The following is a 21,151-nucleotide window of genomic DNA, read 5'->3' as shown; positions in this document are numbered from 1 at the left end:
GTTATTGGCCGCGACAGTGTAACGCCTGGCAACGGCAGCAAACCGCGGCGAGGCCGGAAAAACAGCCGGGTGACGAGAGGAATTTGCGCTTTGATATCCGCCTGGACCGTTCATTTCGGCAGCGGCAGCGGGGGTGCCGGGCGCATGCGCGGAGGGCTTCGCCAGAGAGCCGCGCGGCCGCGCCACAGGGTTTCGTGCGGGGCCGCAAGCAATAAAAATAACGGGAATCGGTCAACAAGGGGTTGGGGAAAGTATCATATAGCCCTTGCGCCAGCCCGATCGGGCGAGCGATTGTGACTGTCACAGACTTGTAGTAGTGTCGCGGCAACGCTTTGGCGCACCGTGCCGCCCCAACCCCTTTCCCAGACTGAAGATGCGCTTCCAACTGAGCTTGCAGCTGAATGCATCGGCCCGGCGATTGCTGCCCAATCGCTGGGATTTCGTCGCCTTTCCGCTCATTATTGGCCTGATCGCGCTGGTCGGCATCGGCGTACATCAGACCTGGGAGCCGTTGTCAAAGCTGCAGGCCTCGGCGATTTCGCTCGATCCGGCCGAGCTGCCGTGGTATGCGTTGCGCACCATCCTGCGCATGCTGACTGCGATGGCCGTCTCGCTGATATTCACGCTGACCTACGGTACCCTCGCGGCCAAGAACCGGCGTGCCGAAAAAGTGCTGGTGCCGATCCTCGATATCCTGCAGTCGGTGCCGGTGCTCGGCTATATCTCGTTTACCGTGACGTTCTTCCTGGCGCTCTTCCCTGGCCGGGTGGTCGGCGCCGAGTGCGCGGCGATTTTCGCGATTTTCACCAGTCAGGCATGGAACATGACGTTCAGCTTCTATCAGTCGCTGCGCACCGTGCCGCGCGATCTGGATGAGGTCGCGCGCAGTTTCCACCTGAGCGCCTGGCAACGGTTCTGGAAGCTCGACGTGCCGTTTTCGATGCCCGGGCTCGTGTGGAACATGATGATGAGCATGTCCGGCGGCTGGTTCTTCGTAGTCGCTTCCGAGGCCATCACTGTCGGCAACAACACCATCACGCTGCCGGGGGTCGGCTCATACCTGGCGCAGGCCATCGCCGAGCGCAATCTGCACGCCATCGGTTGGGTCATCGTGACGATGGTCGTAGTCATTTTGCTTTACGACCAATTGCTTTTCCGCCCGCTGGTGGCCTGGACCGACAAGTTCCGCATGGATCAGACCAGCGCACAGGACGAGCCGGAATCGTGGGTGCTCAACCTGGTGCGTCGCACGCGCCTGATCCAGTTCATTCTGCGGCCATTCGGCGCGCTCTGGCAGCGTTTCATGCGGCTGCGCTGGCGCGCGGTGCAGGGCGGTCGCCCAAGCGCGCCATGGCGCGCGCCGCTGCCCGGCATCCTCGGCAACCGGCGCGCCGGCGATTTCCTGTGGGGCGGCGTCGCGTTGGCGCTTACCGTGGCCGTCGCGGGGTGGGTGATCTCCTACATGAGCCGCAGCGTGACCTGGGGCGACATCGGCTACGTCGTGCTGCTGGGCGCGATTACGCTGTTGCGCGTGACGCTGTTGATCGCGCTGGCCTCGCTGGTGTGGGTACCTATCGGCGTGATCATCGGCCTGCGCCCGGCGCTGGCGCAAAAAGTCCAGCCGTTGGCCCAGTTCCTCGCGGCGTTTCCGGCCAACCTGCTATTCCCGGTGTTCGTCGTGGTGATCGTGCATTTTCACCTTAACCCCGACATCTGGCTCAGTCCGCTGATTGTGCTGGGCACGCAGTGGTACATCCTGTTCAACGTCGTGGCCGGCGCGTCGGCGTTTCCCAACGATTTGCGCGAGGCAGCCACCAACCTGCGCATTCGCGGCTGGCAGTGGTGGCGCCAAATCATGCTGCCGGGTATTTTCCCGTATTACGTGACGGGAGCCATCACCGCCTCGGGCGGCGCGTGGAACGCCAGCATCGTGGCCGAAGCCGTGTCGTGGGGCAACACCAGCGTCGCTGCCCACGGGCTCGGGGCCTATATCGCGCAGACCACGGCAGCCGGAGACTACGCGCATATCGTTCTGGGCATCATCGTCATGTCGCTGTTCGTGACCTTATTCAATCGCCTGCTGTGGCGTCCGCTGTACGCTTTCGCGGAAAATCGCCTGCGCCTCGATTAAGGAGTCTTTTCGTGTACAACCCTAATGCCGCCGCCAAACCCTTGCTGGGGCCGGAAATCCTGTCGGTCAAGAATGTCCAGCGCGGCTTCAGCAAGGCGCAGGGCACGCTGCTGGTGCTCGACGATGCCAACCTGACATTGCGCGAAGGCGAGATCGTCGGGCTTCTGGGGCGCTCGGGCTCCGGCAAATCGACCCTGTTGCGCATCATCGCCGGATTGATCCAGCCGACCAGCGGCGAGGTCCTGTACCACGGCAAGCCGCTCGATGGCCCGGCGCAGGGCGTGGCAATGGTGTTCCAGACTTTCGCCCTGTTTCCCTGGCTGACCGTGCTGGAGAACGTCGAAGCCGGGCTCGAGGCGCTCGATGTCCCGCCGCGCGAGCGGCGCGCGCGCGCCTTGGCGGCAATCGACCTGATTGGCCTGGACGGGTTCGAAAACGCCTATCCGCGCGAAATGTCGGGCGGCATGCGGCAACGCGTCGGGTTTGCCCGCGCGCTGGTGGTCGACCCCAACATTCTGCTGATGGACGAGCCGTTCTCGGCGCTCGACGTGCTCACCGCCGAGACGCTGCGTACCGATCTGCTCGACTTGTGGAACGAGCGCAAGCTGCCGATCAAGTCGGTCCTGATCGTCACGCACAACATCGAGGAAGCCGTTTTCATGTGCGACCGCATTCTCGTGCTGTCGTCCAACCCCGGCAGGATCATGGCCGAAATCACCGTGCCGTTCCCGCATCCGCGCAACCGGCTCGACCCGGGTTTTCGCCAGATGGTCGACGACATTTACACGCGCATGACTGCGCGCCAGTCGTTCGATGCCGCGCGTCGGGCCGCTTTGGAGCTGGGCAGCCGCCTGGCGCCGGTCTCGACCAACCTGATGGCCGGCCTGATCGAGACGGTCGCCTCGGCACCCTACAACGGCAATGCCGACTTGCCGGAAATCGCCCGCAGCCTGCACTTCGAGGTCGACGATCTTTTTCCGGTCGCCGAATTCCTGCAGACGGTCGGCTTCGCCGAGGTGCGCGAGGGGGATATCAAGCTCACGCCGGCCGGCCGCATCTTCGCCGAACACGGCACACAGGAACGCAAGATGCTGTTTGCCGATCACCTGCTGCGCTCGGTGCCGCTGGCCGCACGCATCAAGCAGGTGCTCAACGAGCGTCCTGGGCGCCGCGCGCCGCGCGTGCGCTTCAAGCAGGAGCTGGAGGACTTTCTCTCCGACAGCGCGGCCGACGACACGCTTGACGCGGTCATCAACTGGGGCCGTTACGCCGAGATCTTCTCGTACGACGACCAGACCGAAATGTTCAGCCTGGACGACGTTGTCAGCTGAAGCCGGCCGGGCGGTCGTCTCGCCCGGCGTCTCATAGCAACGCACGCAATGCCTGGGCGCCGACAGGCGTCAGGCGCAGCACGCGATGCTCGCGCGTGCGCTCGACATACTTGCGCTCCAACAAATGATCGAGCAGCGCGGCGCCCAGGCTGCCTGCCATATGCGGCTTGCGCTCGCTCCAGTCCAGGCATTTGGGCGCGAAGGCCCGTCGCCTGCGGCGCAGCGCTCTGGCATCGATACCCTGTTGGATGCACCAGAGCTCTCCGGCCGGCGTCAGCGAGAATTCCCGATCGGTCTCGGCAAGCAAGCCCTGGCGCGTCAATCCACCCAGCAAATCGATCGCCAGCGCGCCGGCAAGATGGTCATAGCAAGTGCGCGCGAAACGCATCGTGTCGGGCGTGCTCGACCGCACCTCGCGGGCCTCGGTACTCATGGCGCCGAGCGCGGCGAACGACTCGACGGCCATCGCAACGCGCGGGCTGGCCAGCGTGAAATAGCGGTGCCGGCCCTGTTCGATCACGTGCAGCAGGCCCGCATCGAGCAGCTTGCGCAAATGCATGCTGGCATTTTGTGCCGACGCGTTGGCGGCCCACGCCAACTCGGTGGCGGTCTTGGCCTTGCCGTCGAGCAGCGCCCACAGAATGGTCAGGCGCGTGGCATCGCCCAGCAAGGCGGCAATAGCGCGGGCTTCGGCATGGGGGACACCGGTCATGACGATGCTCCTGGCGGTTGTCGATAAGGTCTATTGTGCCGCAGCGTATGCCATGACGATTCATCGCGCAATGAAACGTCGATGCTTCAGCCGGCGCTGAAACCCGGCGCGGCCCGCGCGTCGCACACTGGCTCATATCGACTCCGAGAGCCTGAACCATGATTTTCCGTTCCACCCCCGCATCCGCGTCCACCGCGCAAGCGATCGCGCGCCGTCGTCGCTCGATACTGATCACGATGTGTCTGGGCGTGCTGATGGCACAAATCGACACCTCGGTCGTCAATCTGGCCGCACGGCAAATCGGCCAGGATCTGCATGCTTCGCTGTCGCAACTGCAGTGGGTCATCGATGCCTACAACCTCGCGTATGCCACGCTACTGCTGAGCGGCGGCGCGCTCGGCGACCTGTTCGGCAGACGCCGGCTGTTCCTCGCCGGCGTGGCGCTGTTCGCGCTCGGCTCGGCCATGTGCAGTCTGGCGCCCGCGATCGGCTGGTTGCTCGCCGGCCGCGCAGTCGCCGGCGTCGGCGCGGCGGTGATGCTGCCCAACTCGCTGGCGATTCTGGCCGACACCTATCCTGAAGCCAAAGCCCGCTCGCAGGCCATCGGCGTGTGGGCCGGCTGCAACGGCCTGGCCTTCGCGCTCGGCCCGACGATCGGCGGCATGCTGGTCGACAGTGCCGGCTGGCGCAGCATCTTCGCGCTGATCCTGCCATTGGCCGGCCTCGCAGGGTGGATGGCCAGGCAGCACGTGCCGGCCACGCGCGGCGCGCCGCAACGCAAGCTCGACTTGCCGGGGCAGATCCTTGCCGCGGCGGCTCTCGCGGCGCTGGCCTTCGCGGTGATTCAATGGCCTGTGACCGGCCCGCACGCGCTCATCATGCGCGCCGCGATCGCCGTGGCTATGCTGGCCACGCCCGCCTTCATCGGCTGGCAGATTCGCTGCGGCGACGGGCTGATGCCGCTGGCCTTGTTTCGCAATGCGTCGTTTTCCGCCGCGATGATAATTGCCGCGGCCATGACGTTCGGCATGTATGGCTTGATTTTTCTGTTGCCGCTGCTGCTGCAGTCGAGTTACGGCCTGAGTGCCCTCGAGGCCGGGCTGGCGATGCTGCCGATGTCGCTGTCGTTTCTGATCGTGTCACGCTATGTCGGCTCGCTCGCGCATGCGCTCGGACCGCGCGCGGCGATGAGCGCGGGCATGAGCCTGATGGGGGCGGGCCTGCTGGCCTTGAGTTGGGCGGGAGGCGAGACCGGCGGCGCGTTGCCGCTGGCCGGGCTGATGGCCCTGTTGCTGCTGCCGGGCATCGGCCTGGGGCTCAACACCGGTCCGGTGATGTCGGTTGCCGTGAGCAGCGTGCCGGCGGAGCGCACCGGCACGGCCGCCGGCCTGATCAACACTGCGCGAATGGTGGGCGCGACGCTGGGCGTGGCGGTGCTGGGCGCCGTCGCTGCGGCGCACATGATGCAGGCCGCGGGAGTGCATGGGTGGCCGGCGGGCTACGCGCTGGCTTTTCGCGGCGGCGGCTGCGTCGAGCTCGCCGGAGCGCTGGTGGCGTCGTGGAAAATCGAGCGCAATGCGCTGGTGCGGCAGCCGTCGTGAGCGTGAGGCGAGCGTCACGCTTGACTGCCTGGCCTGAATATGGATGACTATTGCTTTATCCACCCCACCAAAAGGCTCCCATGACCATGCACATCTGGCTCGCATTCGCGGGTGCAAGCCTCATTCTATTGATGATTCCCGGGCCGACGATTCTGCTGGTGATCGGCGATTCACTGACCAATCGCGGCCGTTCGTCGTGGAGCACGGTCGCCGGCGTGGCCGCGGGCGATTTGACCGCAATGAGCCTGTCACTGGGCGGCGCGGGTGCCTTGCTGGCGGCGTCGGCCAACGCCTTTACCGCACTGAAGATCGTTGGCGGCTGCTATCTGGTCTATTTGGGGCTGAAATCGATATGGGGCGCTCGCCACGCGCACCGGGCCCCGCTTGCCGCCGTCGAAAAGTCGCCGTCGCAGCGTTTCGTCGCGGCCTGGGCGGTGACGTCGCTCAACCCCAAGAGCATCGTTTTTTTCGTGGCCTTTGTGCCGCAGTTCATCTCGCCCGAAGGCTCCTTTTTGATGCAGGCCGTCGTTTTCCTGGTGACTTTCGTCATGCTGGCCGCGCTCAACGCCGCCGTGTTCGGCTTGCTGGCGCGGCGTTTGGCCAGCGGGCTGAGCGGCGCCGCCGCGCAACGCCAGATCGGCTACGCCGGCGGTGCGGTGCTGGTGGGCGCCGGCGCTTTGACCTTGGCGCTGCGCTCCCGGTGAGCGCGCATTGCCAGTCGGATCCGAGGCCGCGGCCCGGAAAAGGAGTCATTCGATGTCCAGCGACGCCCTGGTAACCTACTCGCCGCTCAATACCCTCAAGCCGATCGCGGAGCATCTGTGGATTGTCGACGGCCCGGCGATCCGCTTTGGGATCGCCGGTCTCAAAGTGCCGTTTCCGACCCGCATGACGGTGATCCGGCTGGCCGGAGGCGACCTGTTCATTCATTCGCCGACCGCACTGACGCCCGAACTGCAGGCAGCCGTCGGGCAACTCGGCAGCCCGCGCTGGATCGTCGGCCCCAATCGCATCCATTACTGGTGGATACCGGACTGGCACGTCGCCTTTCCCGCGGCCAGCGTGTATTTGGCGCCACGTGCGCGCGAGCAGGCCGGCGCACACATCGCTTTCGATTGCCTGCCGCTCGAGCGCGTCGACGGCTATCCGTGGGACACCGAACTGGCGACGCTGCCGGTGGTTGGCGGTTATATGACTGAAGTCGAATTTTTCCACCGGGCGAGCCGCACGCTGGTGCTGACCGACTTGATCGAGAACTTCGAGCCGGCCAAGGTCGGCTCGGGCCTCATGCGCTGGCTTATGCGCGTGGGCGGCGTGCTCGATCCCGACGGGCGCATGCCGCGCGATATGCGCATGACGTTCGCGAAGCATAAGCGGCAACTGCGCGCGGCCGTCGAGCAAATGATCGCGTGGGATCCCGAGCGCATCATTTTGGCGCACGGCCGCTGGTATGAAGGTCATGGCGCGGCCGAACTGCGCCGAGCATTTGACTGGGTGCTCGACTAGCGCGGGCAGGCGCTAATGTCCGCCGCTGACCGACGGTGCGTTGGTGCCGCGCGCGATTTCGTCGCCGGCGTTGGCCGGCAGGCGCGAGGTCACCGGGATCGAGCCGAACGAGAACAGCCCGACCAGCAGGAACGCCGGCCAGAAATCCGACCAGCGCGCCGTCTCATGCCCTTGCAGCACGCTGCTGGCCTGTACGGCGATGCCGGCAATGGTCACCCCCAGCCCCAGCGAGATTTGCTGGATCACGCTGGCCAGGCTGGTGGCCCGTCCGACATCGCGGCTCTCGATGTCGGCATAGGCGAGCGAGTTCAGGCTGGTGAATTGCAGTGCAGGGAAAAAGCCGCCGAGCAGCACCACGCACCAGATCGCCCAATGCGGCGTGCCGGGGAAAAACAGGCCGCAGGCGGCGATTGCGATGCCGGAGAATGCCGCGTTGATCGTCAGGACCGAGCGAAAGCCGTAACGGCGCAGCAGCGGTGAGGCGATGGCCTTCATGAACATACCGCCAAAGGCGGACGCGCAAGTGATCAGCCCCGAGCGAAAGGCTGTCATGCCGAGTCCCTCTTGCAGCGTGAGCGGCAGCAGGAACGGCACGGCACCCAGCCCCATGCGAAACAGTGAGCCGCCCAGCACGCTGGCCTGAAACGTCGGGATGCGCAGGAACCGCAAATCGAGCACCGGCAGTTTGACGCGGTTGGCGTAGAACCAGTAAACGACCAGCAGCCCGGTGCCGAGCAGCCACGTCAGCAGCGCGGTGCGGCCCGAGGCGAGTTCGCCGCCGACCAGCGACAGACCCAGCAGGAAAAGGGCGCCGCCGCCGGCCGAGAGCATAAAGCCAAACCAGTCGATGGGTCCCGGGTGGGGTTCCTGCAGATTGGCGATATGGCGGTTGGTCAGGTAAATGCCGCCAATGCCGATCGGCACGTTGATGAAAAAGATCAGGCGCCAGTGCAGATAAGTGGTGATAAAGCCTCCCAGCAGAGGCCCCACGGCCGGGCCCAGCAGGGCCGGCACGCTCAGGTAGTTCATCGCGCGGATGAATTCGGATTTGGGCACTGCGCGGAAAATGATGATACGTCCGACCGGCACCATCATCGCGCCGCCGATACCCTGCACGAAGCGCGCCAGCGTAAAGGTGAACAGCGAATTCGACGCGGCGCACAGCAGGGAGCCCAGCACGAAGATACCGATCGCAGTGCGAAACACGGTGCGGGCGCCGAAGCGGTCGGCGACCCAGCCGCAAATCGGAATGAACACGCCCAGCCCGACCACATAGCTGGTCACAGCGATCTTGAGCGAGACGGGGTCGCGCCCAAAGTCCCGCGCCATCGCCGGCAGGGCCGTGACGATCACGTTGGCGTCGACGCTCTCCATGAACAGTGCGCACGCAACGATCAACGGGACCAGCAAGGCCTTGGGGACGGGCGACGACATGGCGATCGGGGGAATGGAATGGCGCCAGCAAAGTCGCGATTATCGCACCGTGCTCGGCCGGCTGCACCAGTTTCGTGAGCAAGTGGCTATGACGCGCCGCGCCGGCGCGAGCCGCCGCCCACGCTTTGACCGGCATCGTGCGCCATGCGCAGATAGCCGGCCAGGGAGGCCAGCGTGAGCAGGCCGGCAAACAGAAACGCCAGCCGGAAGTCGGCCAGCGAAAAATGCAGGCCGCTGTGCACGCCGTCCTCTTGGTTCAAGGCCGCCGCCACGCGCAGCGCGACAGCACCGAAAGCGATGCCCAGCCCGATCGTCATTTGCGCGGCGGCACTCCAGAGCGTGCTGGCGGCGCTCATTCGCTCGGCGTCGACATCGGCATAAGCGAGCGTGGCGAGGGTCGAAAACTGCATCGAGCGCGCCAGACCGTAAACAAAGATGACTACCAGCACCCACGCCAGGGGCGAGTGCGGCGTGAGCATGCCGCAGGCCACGATCGATGCCGCCGCCACCACCACGTCGACGATGCACACCCGACGAAAGCCGAAGCGCTGCAGGATGGCGGTCGTGAGCGCCTTCATGCTGAGATTGCCCAGTGCGCTGGCCAGCAGCAGCAAGCCCGACTTGAAGGCCGAGAGTCCAAAGCCGATCTGGAACAGCAGCGGCATCAGATACGGGATCGCGCCGATGCCGATGCGGGTGATCGACCCGGTGACCACCGTCACGGAAAACGTCGGAATTCTCAGCGTAGTGAAATCGATCAGCGGATGGCGTTGGCGCGCCGCATAGCGCAATGCCAGCGCGCCGAGCGCTATGCCGGCGCCCACGCAGCCGGCCGCCACCCACGGGTCGGTGGCCGGTTGGCTCGCCAGCTCGGCGCCATACAGAATGGCGGTCAGCGAGGTGCCGCTCAGCAGCAAGCCGATAAGATCGAGCGGTTTGCGCTGGGAGCCGTGCAGATTCGGCACCAGCGCGGCCACGGCGGCCAGCGCGGCCAGTCCGAACGGCACATTGAGCAGGAAGATCCAGCGCCACGACGCGTAGGTGGTGATGAATCCGCCAATCGGCGGGCCCACCACCGGGGCGACGATGCCCGGCCAGGTAATGGTCGCGATGGCCTGCATCAAGCGACTCTTGTCGGTAATGCGCACGACGACGAGGCGCCCGACCGGCACCATCATCGCCCCGCCGATGCCCTGCAGCACGCGGGCCGCGGTGAATTGCAGCACGCTGTTCGACATTCCGCACAGCACCGAGGAAAGCGTGAATCCCACGATCGCGGCGGCAAACACCGTGCGCGAGCCATAGCGGTCCGCGACCCATCCGCTGATCGGAATGAAGATCGCCAGGGCGAGCATATAGGCCGTCATGCCCAGACTCAGCGCATTCGGGCCGACGCCGAATGAGCGCGCCATCTGCGGCAAGGCGGTGGCGATCACCGTGGTGTCGAGGTACTCCATGAAAAACGTCGCCGCGACGATATACGGCAACCAGCGGATGCGGCTGGCCGACAAAGGAGCGTTCATGCGGCGGGGCTCCTCCCCGAGCGCACGTGCTGCAGGCGCTGATAGAGCAGCGCACACAGCGTGACGATCACTGGCCAGATCAGGTACCAGCCCGTCATGATCAGCAGGGCCGCGTCGGCCACCAGCGCCACCAGCGCACAACGGTGCGCCCAACTGCCACGTTCGAGCAGACGCAGTGCGGCGGCCGTGCCGAGCGCGTAGACCGTGACGAACGAGCCGGTGGTCAGCAATACCAACGGTTTGGCGCCGACGTTGGCCAGCGCCGTCGCCGCGAGCGCTCCGATCGATAGACAGGCAATCACCGCCAGGCTGCGACGCGGCACTTCGCCGGCGCTACTGCCCTCGGCCAGCCACGCCGGCAGCGCGCCATCGCGACCGAGCGCCGCGCCCAGCTTGGCGGCCCCGGCAAAATACGCATTCATGGTGCCGAGCGTGAGCAGCAGCGCGGCGGCCGCCGCCAGTACCTGAACCTTGCCGCCGACGCCAATCGCCAGCAACTCGGCCAACGGCGCGCGCGTCGTGCCTGCCGCGCTGCCCAACACCAGAATCGTGGCACCAGCCACCGCCAGATAGAGCAGCCCGACCACCACCACCGCGATAGCGGCTGCGCGCGGCATGTCGCGAGCCGGCTGCTGGAATTCGGCGGCCAGGTGCGTGATCGCTTCCCATCCGGCGAAGCTCCAGACCAGCAAGGCGGCCGCCGAGCCGACCGCCAGCCAGCCGTGCGGTGCGAACGGATGCAGGTTGCGAGGATCGGCGTGCGGCGCCGAGAAGAGCACCGCCGCCAGCAGCAGGGCCACCAGCAGCGCCGCCAGCAGCAGTTGCAGCTTGCCCGAGATGGTGACGCCGAACGCATTGATCAGCACCACCAGCGCGATCATCGCCGCCGCTGTGACGATCACGGTATGCGTGCCGCCGCCGATGGCGGCCGCCACATAAGCGCCGGCAAAGGTTGCTGCGGCCGGCGCGCCGGCCGGAATCGCGAAAAAGAAACACCAGCCGACGACTGCGGCCGCACGCGGGCCGAAGGCGCGGCGCACGTAAGTGGAGACTCCGCCGGCATCGGGATAGCGCGAGCCGAGCGCCGCGAAGGTCGCGGCCAGCGGCACCGACAGCAGCACCAGCGCAAACCACGCCAGCAGCGATGCCGGCCCGGCGGCCTGCGCCGCCAGCGCGGGCAACGCGATGACGCCCGTGCCGAGCACCGCACCGATATATAGGGCGGCGCCCTGCAGGACGGTCAGGCGTCCGCCGCCGTGGAAATGGATCTCAGACTGTACAGGCTGTGCCATGAAAAACGCTCGATGGTGCGGTGCCGCATCGTGACGCGCAAAAGCATCGCTATGCGAATCATCTTGTTCGGAATATCGTCGGCACGCGGCGAATGGCAGATCGTAGCGCAATTTGCCGATGGTTGCCGATGTCGCTCCGTGCCGGTGGCCGGACGGTGCCAGCCTTGTGTCGGGGCCTCTGTGCCGGGCGGCTCACGTCGTTTGCGCAAACACCTCCTTGAGAACAATCAGCGCGTTGCGCACGGCCGGTCCGCCAGCATAGAACGTGAGCTGCAACACTGTCTCTACGATCTGCTCGCGTGTCGCGCCGATCTGCAGAGCCGCCTCGGCATCGCCCGCAGTTGAGGCGTCGCATAGCCAAGCGTCCCGCAAGAGGCGACCAGGACCAGTTCTCGCGTGACCAGATCAAGACCGGGCCGGTCCATGATCGCGCCGATGGCCCAGTCGATCGTCATATCCGCAAAGGCGGGGCAAACGTCCTGCATTTCGGCGACCATTGCCTCGCCGGCGTGTCCGCCATGCAATTGGGCGAGTAATTCGAGACCGCGGCGGCGTAAAGGATTTGGTGCAGACATATGCGCTCCCGGAAGTATTCCTGCGTTCGGACGAAGGGGCCGGGCAGTACGAACCCGGCACACGGCTCAAGTATCGTGAGGGCTTGCTGATTGATAAACTGGCAGACAGTTGAATCAATTGAAACCAGGAGTTTTTAATGCCCGAGCGCTTGGCCAGCATGGCAGTGTTCGGTTGCGTCGCCGACAAATGCGGCTTCGCCAGCGTGGATACGCTGCGGCGAACCTTCGCCAAACACGTCGGCGTCACCCCGGCGGCATATCGCAAGTGCCATAGGGTGCCCGAGAATTAGTGCATGTCGTGCCGGCGACGGAATTTGTCGGCGCTCGGCGGGCGCTTCATCAAGCGACACCTCGACGGTGTCGGACCGCAGCTGCCGACGGTAAGGTGCGCGCATTGACCCCACTCCCCCGCGATGCGAGAATCGCTGCCAGTACAAAACAACGAAATATCAAGGAGACTGGATGAGCCCCCTGCGTCGTTTCTCGCTTGTTTGCCTGCTGCCCGTGCTGCTGGGCGCGAGCGCTATGACTGTCGGCACTGCCGGCGCGGCCGAGCCGATCAAGGCCGGCACCATCACCAACAGCCCGCCGATGGTGTCGTACGCGTCGGACGGCACCACGTTGCAAGGGGTCATCGTCGATCTGGCGGCCGCCCTGGGCAAGCAGGTCGGCCGGCCCATCGAACTCACGGCGATCCCGTTCAGCGGCCTGCTGCCGGCCATGGAGGCCAAGCGTATCGACATCACGTTCACCGTGATGAACGACACGCCGGAGCGCGAGCAGCGTCTCGATTTTGTCGATTTCTTCAATTTGGGCACCAAGCTGCTGGTCAGGAAAGGCAATCCCGATCACGTGACGGACCTGGCGAGCCTGTGCGGCAAGACAGTGTCGACGGTGCAGGGCTCAACCCAGGTGCAGCTGGTCGATCAGGCCGACGCCCAGTGCAAGGCGCACGGCAAACCGCTGATCACCAATTTGCAGTATGCGCAGCCGTCCGATGCCCGCCTGCAGGTGCAAACCGGCCACGTGGCGACCTTCTTCGGTAATTCGCCGGTGATGGTTTATCTGGCGAAGACGGCAGGCGGCGGCAAGATTTTCGACGTGGTGCAGGGGCAGGAGTATCAACCCGTGCCGCTGGGCATCGGCGTGGCGAAGTCCGACCCGGCGCTGCGCGATGCGCTGCAAAAGGGGCTCGACACACTCATCAAGAACGGCACCTACCTGAGCATCCTGAAGAAGTATGGAGTCGAGGGCGGTGCCGTGAAATCGGCCACGATCAACGGCGGACACAACCTTGCGATGTAGCCGGGGCGATACCGGGCGGGGATCGAGCCGATGACACAGGCAGGACGAACTGACGCGACGGGTGGCGGGGCGCATGCCGGACATGCCGACGACGCGCTGCGGGTGGTGCCGCTGCGCCACCCCTGGCGTCGCGCGACCAGCGTGCTGGTGTTTGCGGTGCTGGCCTGGCTGGCGTGGTCGATCGGCACCAATCCGAAGATCGATCACGCGGCGATCGCCAGGTATCAGTTCGCGCCGGCGATCCTGACGGGCCTGACCGTGACCATCGAGCTGGCGCTGCTCGCCGAGCTCATCGGCGTGCTGCTGGGCACGGTGCTGGCGGTGATGCGCCTGTCGCCCAGCCCGGTGTTGCGGCTGAGCAGTGGCTTCTATTCGTGGCTGCTGCGCGGCACGCCGCTGCTGGTGCAGATTCTGCTGTGGGGTAATCTGGCGTTGCTGTTCGAGCATATCGGGCCGTTCAGCACCAATGCGATCCTCACGCCATTCGTGGCGTCGGTAATCGCGCTGGGCCTGAACGAGGCAGCCTACATGTCGGAGGTGGTGCGCGCCGGCATCATCAGCGTCGATCAGGGACAGCACAGCGCGGCGCAGGCGCTGGGCATGTCGCGCATGATGGCCATGCGCCGCATCATCCTGCCCCAGGCCTTGCGTGTGATTATCCCGCCGGCGGCCAATCAATTCATTTCGCTGCTCAAGGCCACCTCGCTGGTGTCGGTAATCGCCGGCGGCGATTTGCTCACGCAGGCCCAGAATATTTCTTCGGCGAACTTGCGCACCATCGAGCTGATGCTGGTCGCCACGTTCTGGTACCTGGTGCTGACCACGGTGACCAGCGTCGCGCAATTCTTCCTGGAGCGGCGCCTGGGCCGCGCGAGCCATGCCGTTCATGCCTAGCCCAAACGCCCTCGACGCCGCATCGGTATCGGCCGAACCGATGGTAAGGGTGCAGCGCGTGCGCAAGCGCTATGGCCGTGAGGAGGTGATCAGGGGCGTCGATCTCGAGGTGGCCGCCGGCGAGGTGCTGGCGCTTATCGGAGCGTCCGGCTCCGGCAAGAGCACGCTTCTTCGTTGCATCAATCATTTGGAGCAGATTGACGCCGGCCGCATTTATGTCGATGGCCAGCTCGTCGGCTATCGGGAGCGCGGTGGCCGCCTGCATGAAATGCCGGAGCATGATGTGTGCCGGCAGCGCGCGCAGATCGGCATGGTGTTCCAGCGCTTCAATTTGTTCCCGCACTTGACGGTGCTACAAAATGTGATCGAAGCACCGCTGCAGGTCAAGCGCGAGCCGCGCGCGCAGGCGGTGGAGCGTGCCATGGCGCTGCTCGAGCGGGTCGGTCTGGCGGGCAAGGCACAGGCCTATCCCGGCCACTTGTCGGGCGGGCAGCAGCAGCGCGTGGCAATTGCCCGGGCGCTGGCGATGCGGCCCAAACTGATGCTGTTCGACGAGCCGACTTCGGCGCTCGATCCGGAACTGGTCGACGAAGTGCTCGCCGTCATGCGCGGACTCGCCGACGACGGCATGACGATGATCGTGGTCACCCATGAGATCGCCTTTGCGCGGGACGTATGCGATCGGGTGGCCTTCATGGCCGACGGTGTCATCCTCGAACAGGGTCCGCCGGCCGAAGTGCTGGCGCGGCCCCGGCACGAACGCACCCGGACCTTTCTGTCGCGGATCATCGGGGCACGGCAGGCGCAGGACTGAGCCGACGCGCGGGCGTCCCTTGGCATTGCATCTGACGATCGGCGGGTCGGCGCGAGTGTTGCGGTTGCATTGCTGTTGACCCTGGGTGGGAAAAAGTCGAAAAGGCGCCGCGGCGCGATGAGCGCCTTTTGCGTCTGGCTTGACTTCGAGAGACCGTACGATCATGAAAGCACACACGTCTTCCACTGTTGCGCAAGGAACTCGGCGCGTTGCCGGCACGGCGGCGCATCGCGCGGGCCTGCCGCGCATCGCCGTGCTCGGTACCGGTGGAACGATCGCATCCTCCGGCGGCAGCGCGACGCAACTGCATGACTACGATGTGACCGCCACGCTGGGCGAAGTATTGAGCGCGGTGCCGCAACTCGGGGAGATTGCATCGATTTCCGGCGAACAGCTGTTCAATATCGCCAGTCACGACATCGACAATGCGATGCTGCTGAGCATCGCCCGGCGGGTGAACGCGGTGCTCGACGACCCCGAGATCGATGGCGTGGTGCTCACGCACGGTACCGACACGCTGGAAGAGACCGCCTATTTTCTCAATCTGGTACTCAAGTCGAACAAACCCGTGGTGCTGGTCGGCGCCATGCGCCCGGCTTCTGCGCTAAGCGCCGACGGGCCGCTCAATCTCTACAATGCGGTACTGGTGGCAACCGCGCCGGCGGCACGGAACAAGGGCGTGCTAGTGCTGCTCAATGATCGCATTGTCGCTGCCCGCCATGCGGCGAAGCGGCATACGACCGGTACCGACGCGTTTCGCACACCGGAGTATGGCGCGCTTGGCGAAGTCAGTGCCGGCGTGGTTCGCTTCCTATGCGCGCCACTGCTCTCGCACACGACGGCTACCGATTTTTCGGTCGGGCAGATCGACGACCTGCCGCTCGTGGACATCATCTACGACCACCAAAGTGCGCGCTCGCATTTTTATCAGTCGGCCATCGCGGCCGGCGCACGCGGCATCGTGCTGGCGGCGACCGGCAATGGCAGCCTGTCCGTGGCCGCGCGCGCCGGCGCCCTTGAAGCGCGGCAACACGGCGTGCGCGTGGTCAGGGCGAGCCGTGTGGGCGATGGCACTGTGACGCCGCTGTCCGAAGATGAAGCGTTGCAAACCGTCGCGGCGAACTCGCTCAACCCGCAAAAGGCTCGCATCCTGTTGATGCTGGCGCTGACCCGAACCAGCGATTTTCGCGCGATTCAGCGCTATTTCGATACTTGCTGAAACAGCGTGATCGCTTCCAGGCTGGCGGACGCCCGGATCGTTTTCGTGGCGGCCGACGCAGGGCCACGCCGAGGCTACTTTGAGCGTTAACCCGCCTCGCCTTGGCGTCCGATCCACAAGCGGTGCGGTCCCGAGCCCTGCGCGCTTAATTTGTCCAGCGGATTGCGCAACCGGCATCGGTCGATCGACAGACAGCCGCAGCCGATGCAGTCGTCGAGCGTATCTCGCAGTTTCTCCATTTGTTCGATGCGCTCGTTCAGGGCGGCGCGCCATCCGCGAGACAGGCGCGCCCAGTCGGCGCGGCCGGGCGCGGCATTCGCCGGCAAGGTGGCCAGGGCCGCCTCGATGTCGGCCAGCGCTATGCCAACGCGTTGCGCCACGCGAATGAACGCCACCCGCCGCAGCACGTCGCGCGCGTAGCGGCGCTGATTGCCGGCGGTTCGGTGGCTGCTGATCAGCCCCTTGGCTTCATAGAAATGCAGCGTGGAGACCGGCACGCCACTTCGGCGCGCGACTTCACCGACCGGCAGCACGGCGGGAAGGCCGGCTTGTTCGAGCGCAGCCTGGGCAGGCGTTAATTTCATCACGAAACTCCTTGACCTCAACTTTACTTGAGGTTCTATTATGCGTGAGACCGTCAACCCGCGCGCGAGCGCTTTTCCTGTGAGGCTTCACGCCATGCCGAGAGCATCTGCTTCCCATACCGACCCGGTGTTCCGTATCGATAAATTCGTCGTTCCTGCCGAGGCGCTGCCCGAGGTCGTCGCCCAGATAAAGCGCGTGCATGCCGTTCTCGACGGGATGCCAGGTTGCCTGCGGCACCGGGTACTGAGCCAGACCGGCGGTAGCGGCGAATTCAACGTGATCAACTATATCGAGTGGGCCGACGCCGACGCGATTGCTGCGGCTATCCCGATGGTGCGGCAGCTATTTGAACGCGAAGGCTTCGATCCGACCGAGTTCGTGAAGCGGTTCGGGGTGCGCGCCGATATGGGTTTTTACGGCGAGGTGTGATGATTCGATACCGAGCGGCGATCTGCCATGGCGTATGCGGCAGCCGCCCCCATGGCCCCGCTTGCGCCGTGTCGCGTGACTACCCAGGCTGGTACCCGCGCGCTCAAATTTGGGGATACTGTTCGACGGGTTTCTCGCCATGCTGCATGACAGTCGTCACGTCAGAACTGCTCCTCGGACAATGCCAGCACGCCCTGCGCGCCGTTGGCGCTGGTGATCGAAACTTCGATGGCCGGCGCCTGCGGCAGGACATGCTCGGCATAGAAGCAGGCGGTTGCGATCTTGGCGCTGCCGAAGGCCGGATCGCATGCCGCATGCTCCGATACTGCCAGCAGCGCGCGCGCCATCTGCCAACCACCGAGGACGATGCCCGCGAGCTTCAGGTACGGCACGCTGCCGGCGAAAACCGCGTTCGGGTCATGCTTCGCGTTCGCCAGCATGAAGTCGACGACCGTTGCCAATGACCGGTGGCCTTTGGCGAGCTGTTCGCGCATCGATTCGAAATCGGGCCCTTCGTGTGCTGCGAGCGCGTCGAGCGTTTGCGAGACGGCGGCGAGAAGCCGCTTCGCGACGGCGCCGCCATCGCGCAGCGTTTTGCGCCCGACCAGATCGTTGGCCTGGATCGCCGTGGTGCCCTCGTAGATCGGCAGAATGCGCGCATCGCGCAGGTGCTGCGCGGCGCCAGTCTCCTCGATGTAGCCCATCCCGCCATGGACCTGCACGCCCAGGCTGGCAACGTCGACCGCCAGCTCGGTACTCCAACCCTTGACCACCGGCACGAGGTACTCGTAGATGGCCTGATGCTCGGCGCGTACGGCCGCGTCGGGGTGATGATGCGCGATGTCGCTGTGCGCCGCGGTGACGTAGGCGAGCGCTCGCGCGCTTTCGGTCAGCGCGCGCATCGTCCCCAGCATGCGACGCACGTCCGGATGGTGGATGATCGTCACGGCCTGTTTCGCCGAGCCGTCCACGGGTCGGCTCTGCACGCGCTCTTTTGCATACGCGACCGCTCTCTGGTAAGCGCGATCGGCGAGCGCAACGCCCTGTATGCCGACTGCGAAGCGCGCCGCGTTCATCATGATGAACATGTATTCGAGGCCGCAATTGACCTCGCCGACCAGATAGCCGATGGCGCCGCCATGATCGCCGAATTGCAGTACCGCGGTCGGACTCGCCTTGATGCCGAGCTTGTGCTCGATCGATACGCAATGCACGTCGTTGCGCGCGCCCAGCGAGCCGTCCTGATCGACCATGAACTTCGGTACGATGAACAGCGAGATACCCTTTACGCCGTCCGGCGCATCGGGCAGGCGCGCGAGCACGAGATGCACGATGTTCTCGGCCATGTCATGTTCGCCCCAGGTGATGAAAATTTTCGTGCCGAAGATGCGATAGGTTCCGTCGCCCTGCGGCTCGGCACGCGTGCGTACCAGCGCCAGGTCGGACCCCGCCTGCGGCTCGGTCAGGTTCATCGTGCCGGTCCATTGGCCGGAGATCAGCTTCGGCACGTAGCGCTGCTTCTGCTGCTCACTGCCCGCGGTCAACAAAGCCTCGATAGCGCCGTCCGTCAGCAGCGGGCACAGCGCGAACGACGTGTTCGCGGCATTGAGCATCTCGATGCAGGGCGTCGCCACCAGCTTGGGCAAGCCCTGCCCGTCATAGTCGGCCGGATGCTGCAGGCCCTGCCAGCCGCCCTCGGCATACTGCTGGAATGCTTCCCTGAAACCTGGCGTCGCGGTGACAATGCCATCCTTCAAACTGCTCGGGTTTTTGTCCCCTTCGGCGTTCAATGGCGCGAGCACTTCGCCGCACAGTCTGGCCGATTCGTCGAGTACGGCGCGAGCCGTTTCCTCGGTCGCGTCCTCGAAACCGGGGAGCGCCGCGATTTCGTCGAGTCCGGCAAGCTCTTGCATGACGAACAGCATATCCTTCACGGGGGCGGTGTAATTCATGGCAGGTCAGTCAATCGAGCAGTCGTAAGTGGTAGTTGGATTTGCTGCTTCCGCGGCTAGGCCTTGCCAGCGGGCGCGCCCGGCGTGTTGCCGGCCAGATCGATCGCGCGTTCCGAGCCGACTCTTGCGCGTAACTCGAATTTCTGGATTTTCCCGGTCGAGGTCTTGGGTACCTCGCCGATGTGTATTGCCTTGGGCAATTTATATCCAGCGAGAAAGAGACGGCAGTGGGCGATGAGTTCGTCGGCGGTGGCGGTGACGCCTTCCTTCAGTTCGACGAACGCGCACGGCACTTCGCCCCATTTCGGGTCTGGCATGGCGACGACTGCTGCAACCGATACCGCGGGGTGCCGGTACAGCGTGTCTTCGATTTCGATGCTCGAAATATTCTCCCCGCCGGAGATGATGATGTCCTTGCTGCGATCCTTGATGCGCACATAACCGTCCGGCGCCAGCACGCCGAGGTCGCCCGTGTGGAACCAGCCGCCGCGGAAAGCCTCTTGGGTCGCGCGTTCGTTCTTCAGGTATCCCTTCATGCAGATGTTGCCGCGAAACATGATCTCGCCGACCGTTTCGCCGTCGGGCGGCACGGGTTCCAGCGTGTCAGGATCGAGCACGGCCACCGCCGATTGCAGGTGGTAGCGCACGCCTTGGCGCGCGTTCAGGCGTGCGCGCTCGTCGTCGTCGAGCGCCTCCCAAGTTTCCTGTTTCGCGCAGACCGATGCGGGGCCGTAGACTTCGGTCAGTCCGTAGACATGGGTCAGATCGAAGCCGATTTCCTTCATGCTGGCGATCATGGAAGGGGAGGGGGCGGCGCCGGCCACCATCGTCGATACTCTGTGATCGATCCCCTCACGCCACTGCGCGGGTGCATTGGCAAGCGCGCTCTGGACAATCGGCGCACCGCAGTAGTGGGTAACACGCTCGCGCCGGATCAGCTCGAACACGGTGGCGGCGTCGAATTTTCGCAGGCAAACGTTGACGCCCGCGCGCGCCGCGATGGTCCATGGGAAGCACCAGCCGTTGCAATGGAACATCGGTAATGTCCACAGGTAGACGGCATGCTTCGGCATGTCCCATTCGAGAATGTTGCTCAGCGCATTCAGGTAAGCACCGCGATGATGGTAGACCACGCCCTTCGGGTCACCCGTCGTGCCCGATGTGTAGTTGAGCGCGATCGCGTCCCACTCGTCGGCCGGCAGCGCGTATGCAAACTGCGGATCGCCTTCCTGAAGAAAGGCTTCATAGTCGGTGGCGCGCGCAAATACATGGGGATCGGCAGGCATGACATCGCTTACGCTGATGACGCGCAACTGCGGGAACTCGATGGCCGCGCGACGCGCAAGCTCACCGAATTCCGTGTCGACGATCAGCAGCCTGGCCTCGCCGTGCCGCAACATGAACAGTAGCGATGCGACGTCAAGACGCGTGTTCAGCGTGTTGAGCACAGCGCCGGACATCGGCACGCCGAAATGGGCTTCGACCATCGCAGGAATATTCGGCAGCAAGACCGCTACGGTGTCCCCGCGACTGATACCTGCCCGCTGGAGCGCGCTGGCAAGGCGCCTGGCGCGTGTATATGTTTCGCGCCATGTGCGGCGCATGTCGCCGTGAACAACCGCAAGGCGGTCTCCATAGACATCGGCCGCTCGCGCGATGAATTCGATGGGTGTGAGGGGGACATGGTTGGCCTCCCGCCGATCCAGGCCCTCGTCGAACATATGCGTCATGGGGTTGTCTCCTGATATTCCCGATCTTGATCCATAAAGACTATCAACGTATATTGCGCATCGTCTGTCATTCCGATGACAGAGCCCTCCTGAGCGCGCCATGCGCTCCTTTTCTCGA

Annotated in this window: 18 protein-coding genes and 1 pseudogene; 11 read left to right on the top strand and 8 right to left on the bottom strand. The window is 64.9% G+C overall.

The window, feature by feature from the left end; all coding sequences use genetic code 11:
• Positions 1–373 precede the first annotated feature (373 nt).
• The gene (locus EPN80_RS02440; RefSeq protein ID WP_293023240.1) at positions 374–2,131 is read left to right on the top strand and encodes an ABC transporter permease subunit; all 1,758 of its coding nucleotides are present in this window, start codon (positions 374–376) and stop codon (positions 2,129–2,131) included.
• An 11-nt stretch (positions 2,132–2,142) separates the two neighbouring features.
• Entirely contained in the window at positions 2,143–3,462 is a 1,320-nt protein-coding gene (locus tag EPN80_RS02435) for a nitrate/sulfonate/bicarbonate ABC transporter ATP-binding protein (RefSeq protein WP_293023238.1), read from the top strand.
• Between the two features lie 31 nt (positions 3,463–3,493).
• Here EPN80_RS02435 and EPN80_RS02430 read toward each other — a convergent pair whose 3' ends face one another.
• Positions 3,494–4,174, bottom strand: a complete 681-nt coding sequence (locus EPN80_RS02430) for a helix-turn-helix transcriptional regulator (RefSeq protein ID WP_293023237.1) — start codon at positions 4,172–4,174, stop codon at positions 3,494–3,496.
• A 158-nt stretch (positions 4,175–4,332) separates the two neighbouring features.
• Here EPN80_RS02430 and EPN80_RS02425 point away from each other — a divergent pair, with 158 nt between their 5' ends.
• From EPN80_RS02425 to EPN80_RS02415, 3 genes are all read left to right on the top strand, one after another.
• Positions 4,333–5,775, top strand: coding sequence for an MFS transporter (locus tag EPN80_RS02425; protein WP_293023235.1), 1,443 nt, complete (start codon positions 4,333–4,335; stop codon positions 5,773–5,775).
• An 80-nt stretch (positions 5,776–5,855) separates the two neighbouring features.
• Positions 5,856–6,479 carry a LysE family translocator gene (locus EPN80_RS02420; protein ID WP_293023233.1) on the top strand — a complete coding sequence of 208 codons (624 nt, stop codon included), beginning with the start codon at positions 5,856–5,858 and terminating at the stop codon, positions 6,477–6,479.
• Positions 6,480–6,531: 52 nt separating this feature from the next.
• On the top strand, positions 6,532–7,281 hold the full coding sequence (locus tag EPN80_RS02415; protein ID WP_293023231.1) for a DUF4336 domain-containing protein: 750 nt from the start codon (positions 6,532–6,534) through the stop codon (positions 7,279–7,281).
• Positions 7,282–7,293: 12 nt separating this feature from the next.
• On the opposite strand, the gene EPN80_RS02410 is transcribed toward EPN80_RS02415, so the two are convergent.
• The 4 genes from EPN80_RS02410 to EPN80_RS02395 all read right to left on the bottom strand — a co-directional run bounded on the left by EPN80_RS02410 (position 7,294) and on the right by EPN80_RS02395 (position 11,902).
• On the bottom strand, positions 7,294–8,715 hold the full coding sequence (locus EPN80_RS02410; protein WP_293023229.1) for an MFS transporter: 1,422 nt from the start codon (positions 8,713–8,715) through the stop codon (positions 7,294–7,296).
• An 86-nt stretch (positions 8,716–8,801) separates the two neighbouring features.
• Positions 8,802–10,238: a DHA2 family efflux MFS transporter permease subunit gene (locus tag EPN80_RS02405; protein ID WP_293023227.1), complete on the bottom strand. Its 1,437-nt coding sequence runs from the start codon at positions 10,236–10,238 to the stop codon at positions 8,802–8,804.
• Positions 10,235–11,530: an amino acid permease gene (locus EPN80_RS02400; protein WP_293023225.1), complete on the bottom strand. Its 1,296-nt coding sequence runs from the start codon at positions 11,528–11,530 to the stop codon at positions 10,235–10,237. Before EPN80_RS02400 ends, EPN80_RS02405 begins: the two co-directional genes overlap by 4 nt.
• Before the next feature lie 192 nt (positions 11,531–11,722).
• Positions 11,723–11,902 carry a carboxymuconolactone decarboxylase family protein gene (locus EPN80_RS02395; protein ID WP_293023223.1) on the bottom strand — a complete coding sequence of 60 codons (180 nt, stop codon included), beginning with the start codon at positions 11,900–11,902 and terminating at the stop codon, positions 11,723–11,725.
• A 379-nt stretch (positions 11,903–12,281) separates the two neighbouring features.
• On the opposite strand from EPN80_RS02395, the pseudogene EPN80_RS02390 reads away from it, so the two are divergent.
• The 5 genes and pseudogenes from EPN80_RS02390 to EPN80_RS02370 all read left to right on the top strand — a co-directional run.
• A pseudogene (locus EPN80_RS02390) lies at positions 12,282–12,395 on the top strand (AraC family transcriptional regulator); the annotation flags it as partial.
• 172 nt (positions 12,396–12,567) lie between these two features.
• Entirely contained in the window at positions 12,568–13,410 is an 843-nt protein-coding gene (locus EPN80_RS02385) for an ABC transporter substrate-binding protein (RefSeq protein WP_293023222.1), read from the top strand.
• 30 nt (positions 13,411–13,440) lie between these two features.
• Complete coding sequence (locus EPN80_RS02380) at positions 13,441–14,304, top strand: amino acid ABC transporter permease (protein WP_293023220.1); 864 nt, start codon at positions 13,441–13,443, stop codon at positions 14,302–14,304.
• Positions 14,297–15,118, top strand: a complete 822-nt coding sequence (locus tag EPN80_RS02375) for an amino acid ABC transporter ATP-binding protein (protein WP_293023218.1) — start codon at positions 14,297–14,299, stop codon at positions 15,116–15,118. The genes EPN80_RS02380 and EPN80_RS02375 overlap by 8 nt, the downstream gene beginning before the upstream one ends.
• Before the next feature lie 163 nt (positions 15,119–15,281).
• Positions 15,282–16,337, top strand: a complete 1,056-nt coding sequence (locus EPN80_RS02370; RefSeq protein ID WP_293023216.1) for a type II asparaginase — start codon at positions 15,282–15,284, stop codon at positions 16,335–16,337.
• 86 nt (positions 16,338–16,423) lie between these two features.
• Here the strand turns inward: EPN80_RS02370 and soxR are convergent, their stop codons facing one another.
• A complete protein-coding gene (soxR, locus tag EPN80_RS02365; protein WP_293023214.1) occupies positions 16,424–16,921 on the bottom strand; it encodes a redox-sensitive transcriptional activator SoxR in 498 nt (165 codons plus the stop codon).
• 40 nt (positions 16,922–16,961) lie between these two features.
• Here soxR and EPN80_RS02360 point away from each other — a divergent pair, with 40 nt between their 5' ends.
• Entirely contained in the window at positions 16,962–17,351 is a 390-nt protein-coding gene (locus tag EPN80_RS02360; protein ID WP_293023212.1) for an antibiotic biosynthesis monooxygenase, read from the top strand.
• 161 nt (positions 17,352–17,512) lie between these two features.
• Here EPN80_RS02360 and EPN80_RS02355 read toward each other — a convergent pair whose 3' ends face one another.
• Complete coding sequence (locus EPN80_RS02355; RefSeq protein ID WP_293023210.1) at positions 17,513–19,303, bottom strand: acyl-CoA dehydrogenase; 1,791 nt, start codon at positions 19,301–19,303, stop codon at positions 17,513–17,515.
• A gap of 56 nt (positions 19,304–19,359) precedes the next feature.
• A complete protein-coding gene (locus EPN80_RS02350) occupies positions 19,360–21,033 on the bottom strand; it encodes an acyl-CoA synthetase (RefSeq protein WP_293023208.1) in 1,674 nt (557 codons plus the stop codon).
• Positions 21,034–21,151: the final 118 nt, after the last annotated feature.

Source organism: Pandoraea sp. (assembly GCF_004297875.1).
Lineage (GTDB): Bacteria > Pseudomonadota > Gammaproteobacteria > Burkholderiales > Burkholderiaceae > Pandoraea.
Note: the sequence above shows the minus strand (reverse complement) of the source record. Positions and strands in the feature narration are given on the sequence as shown.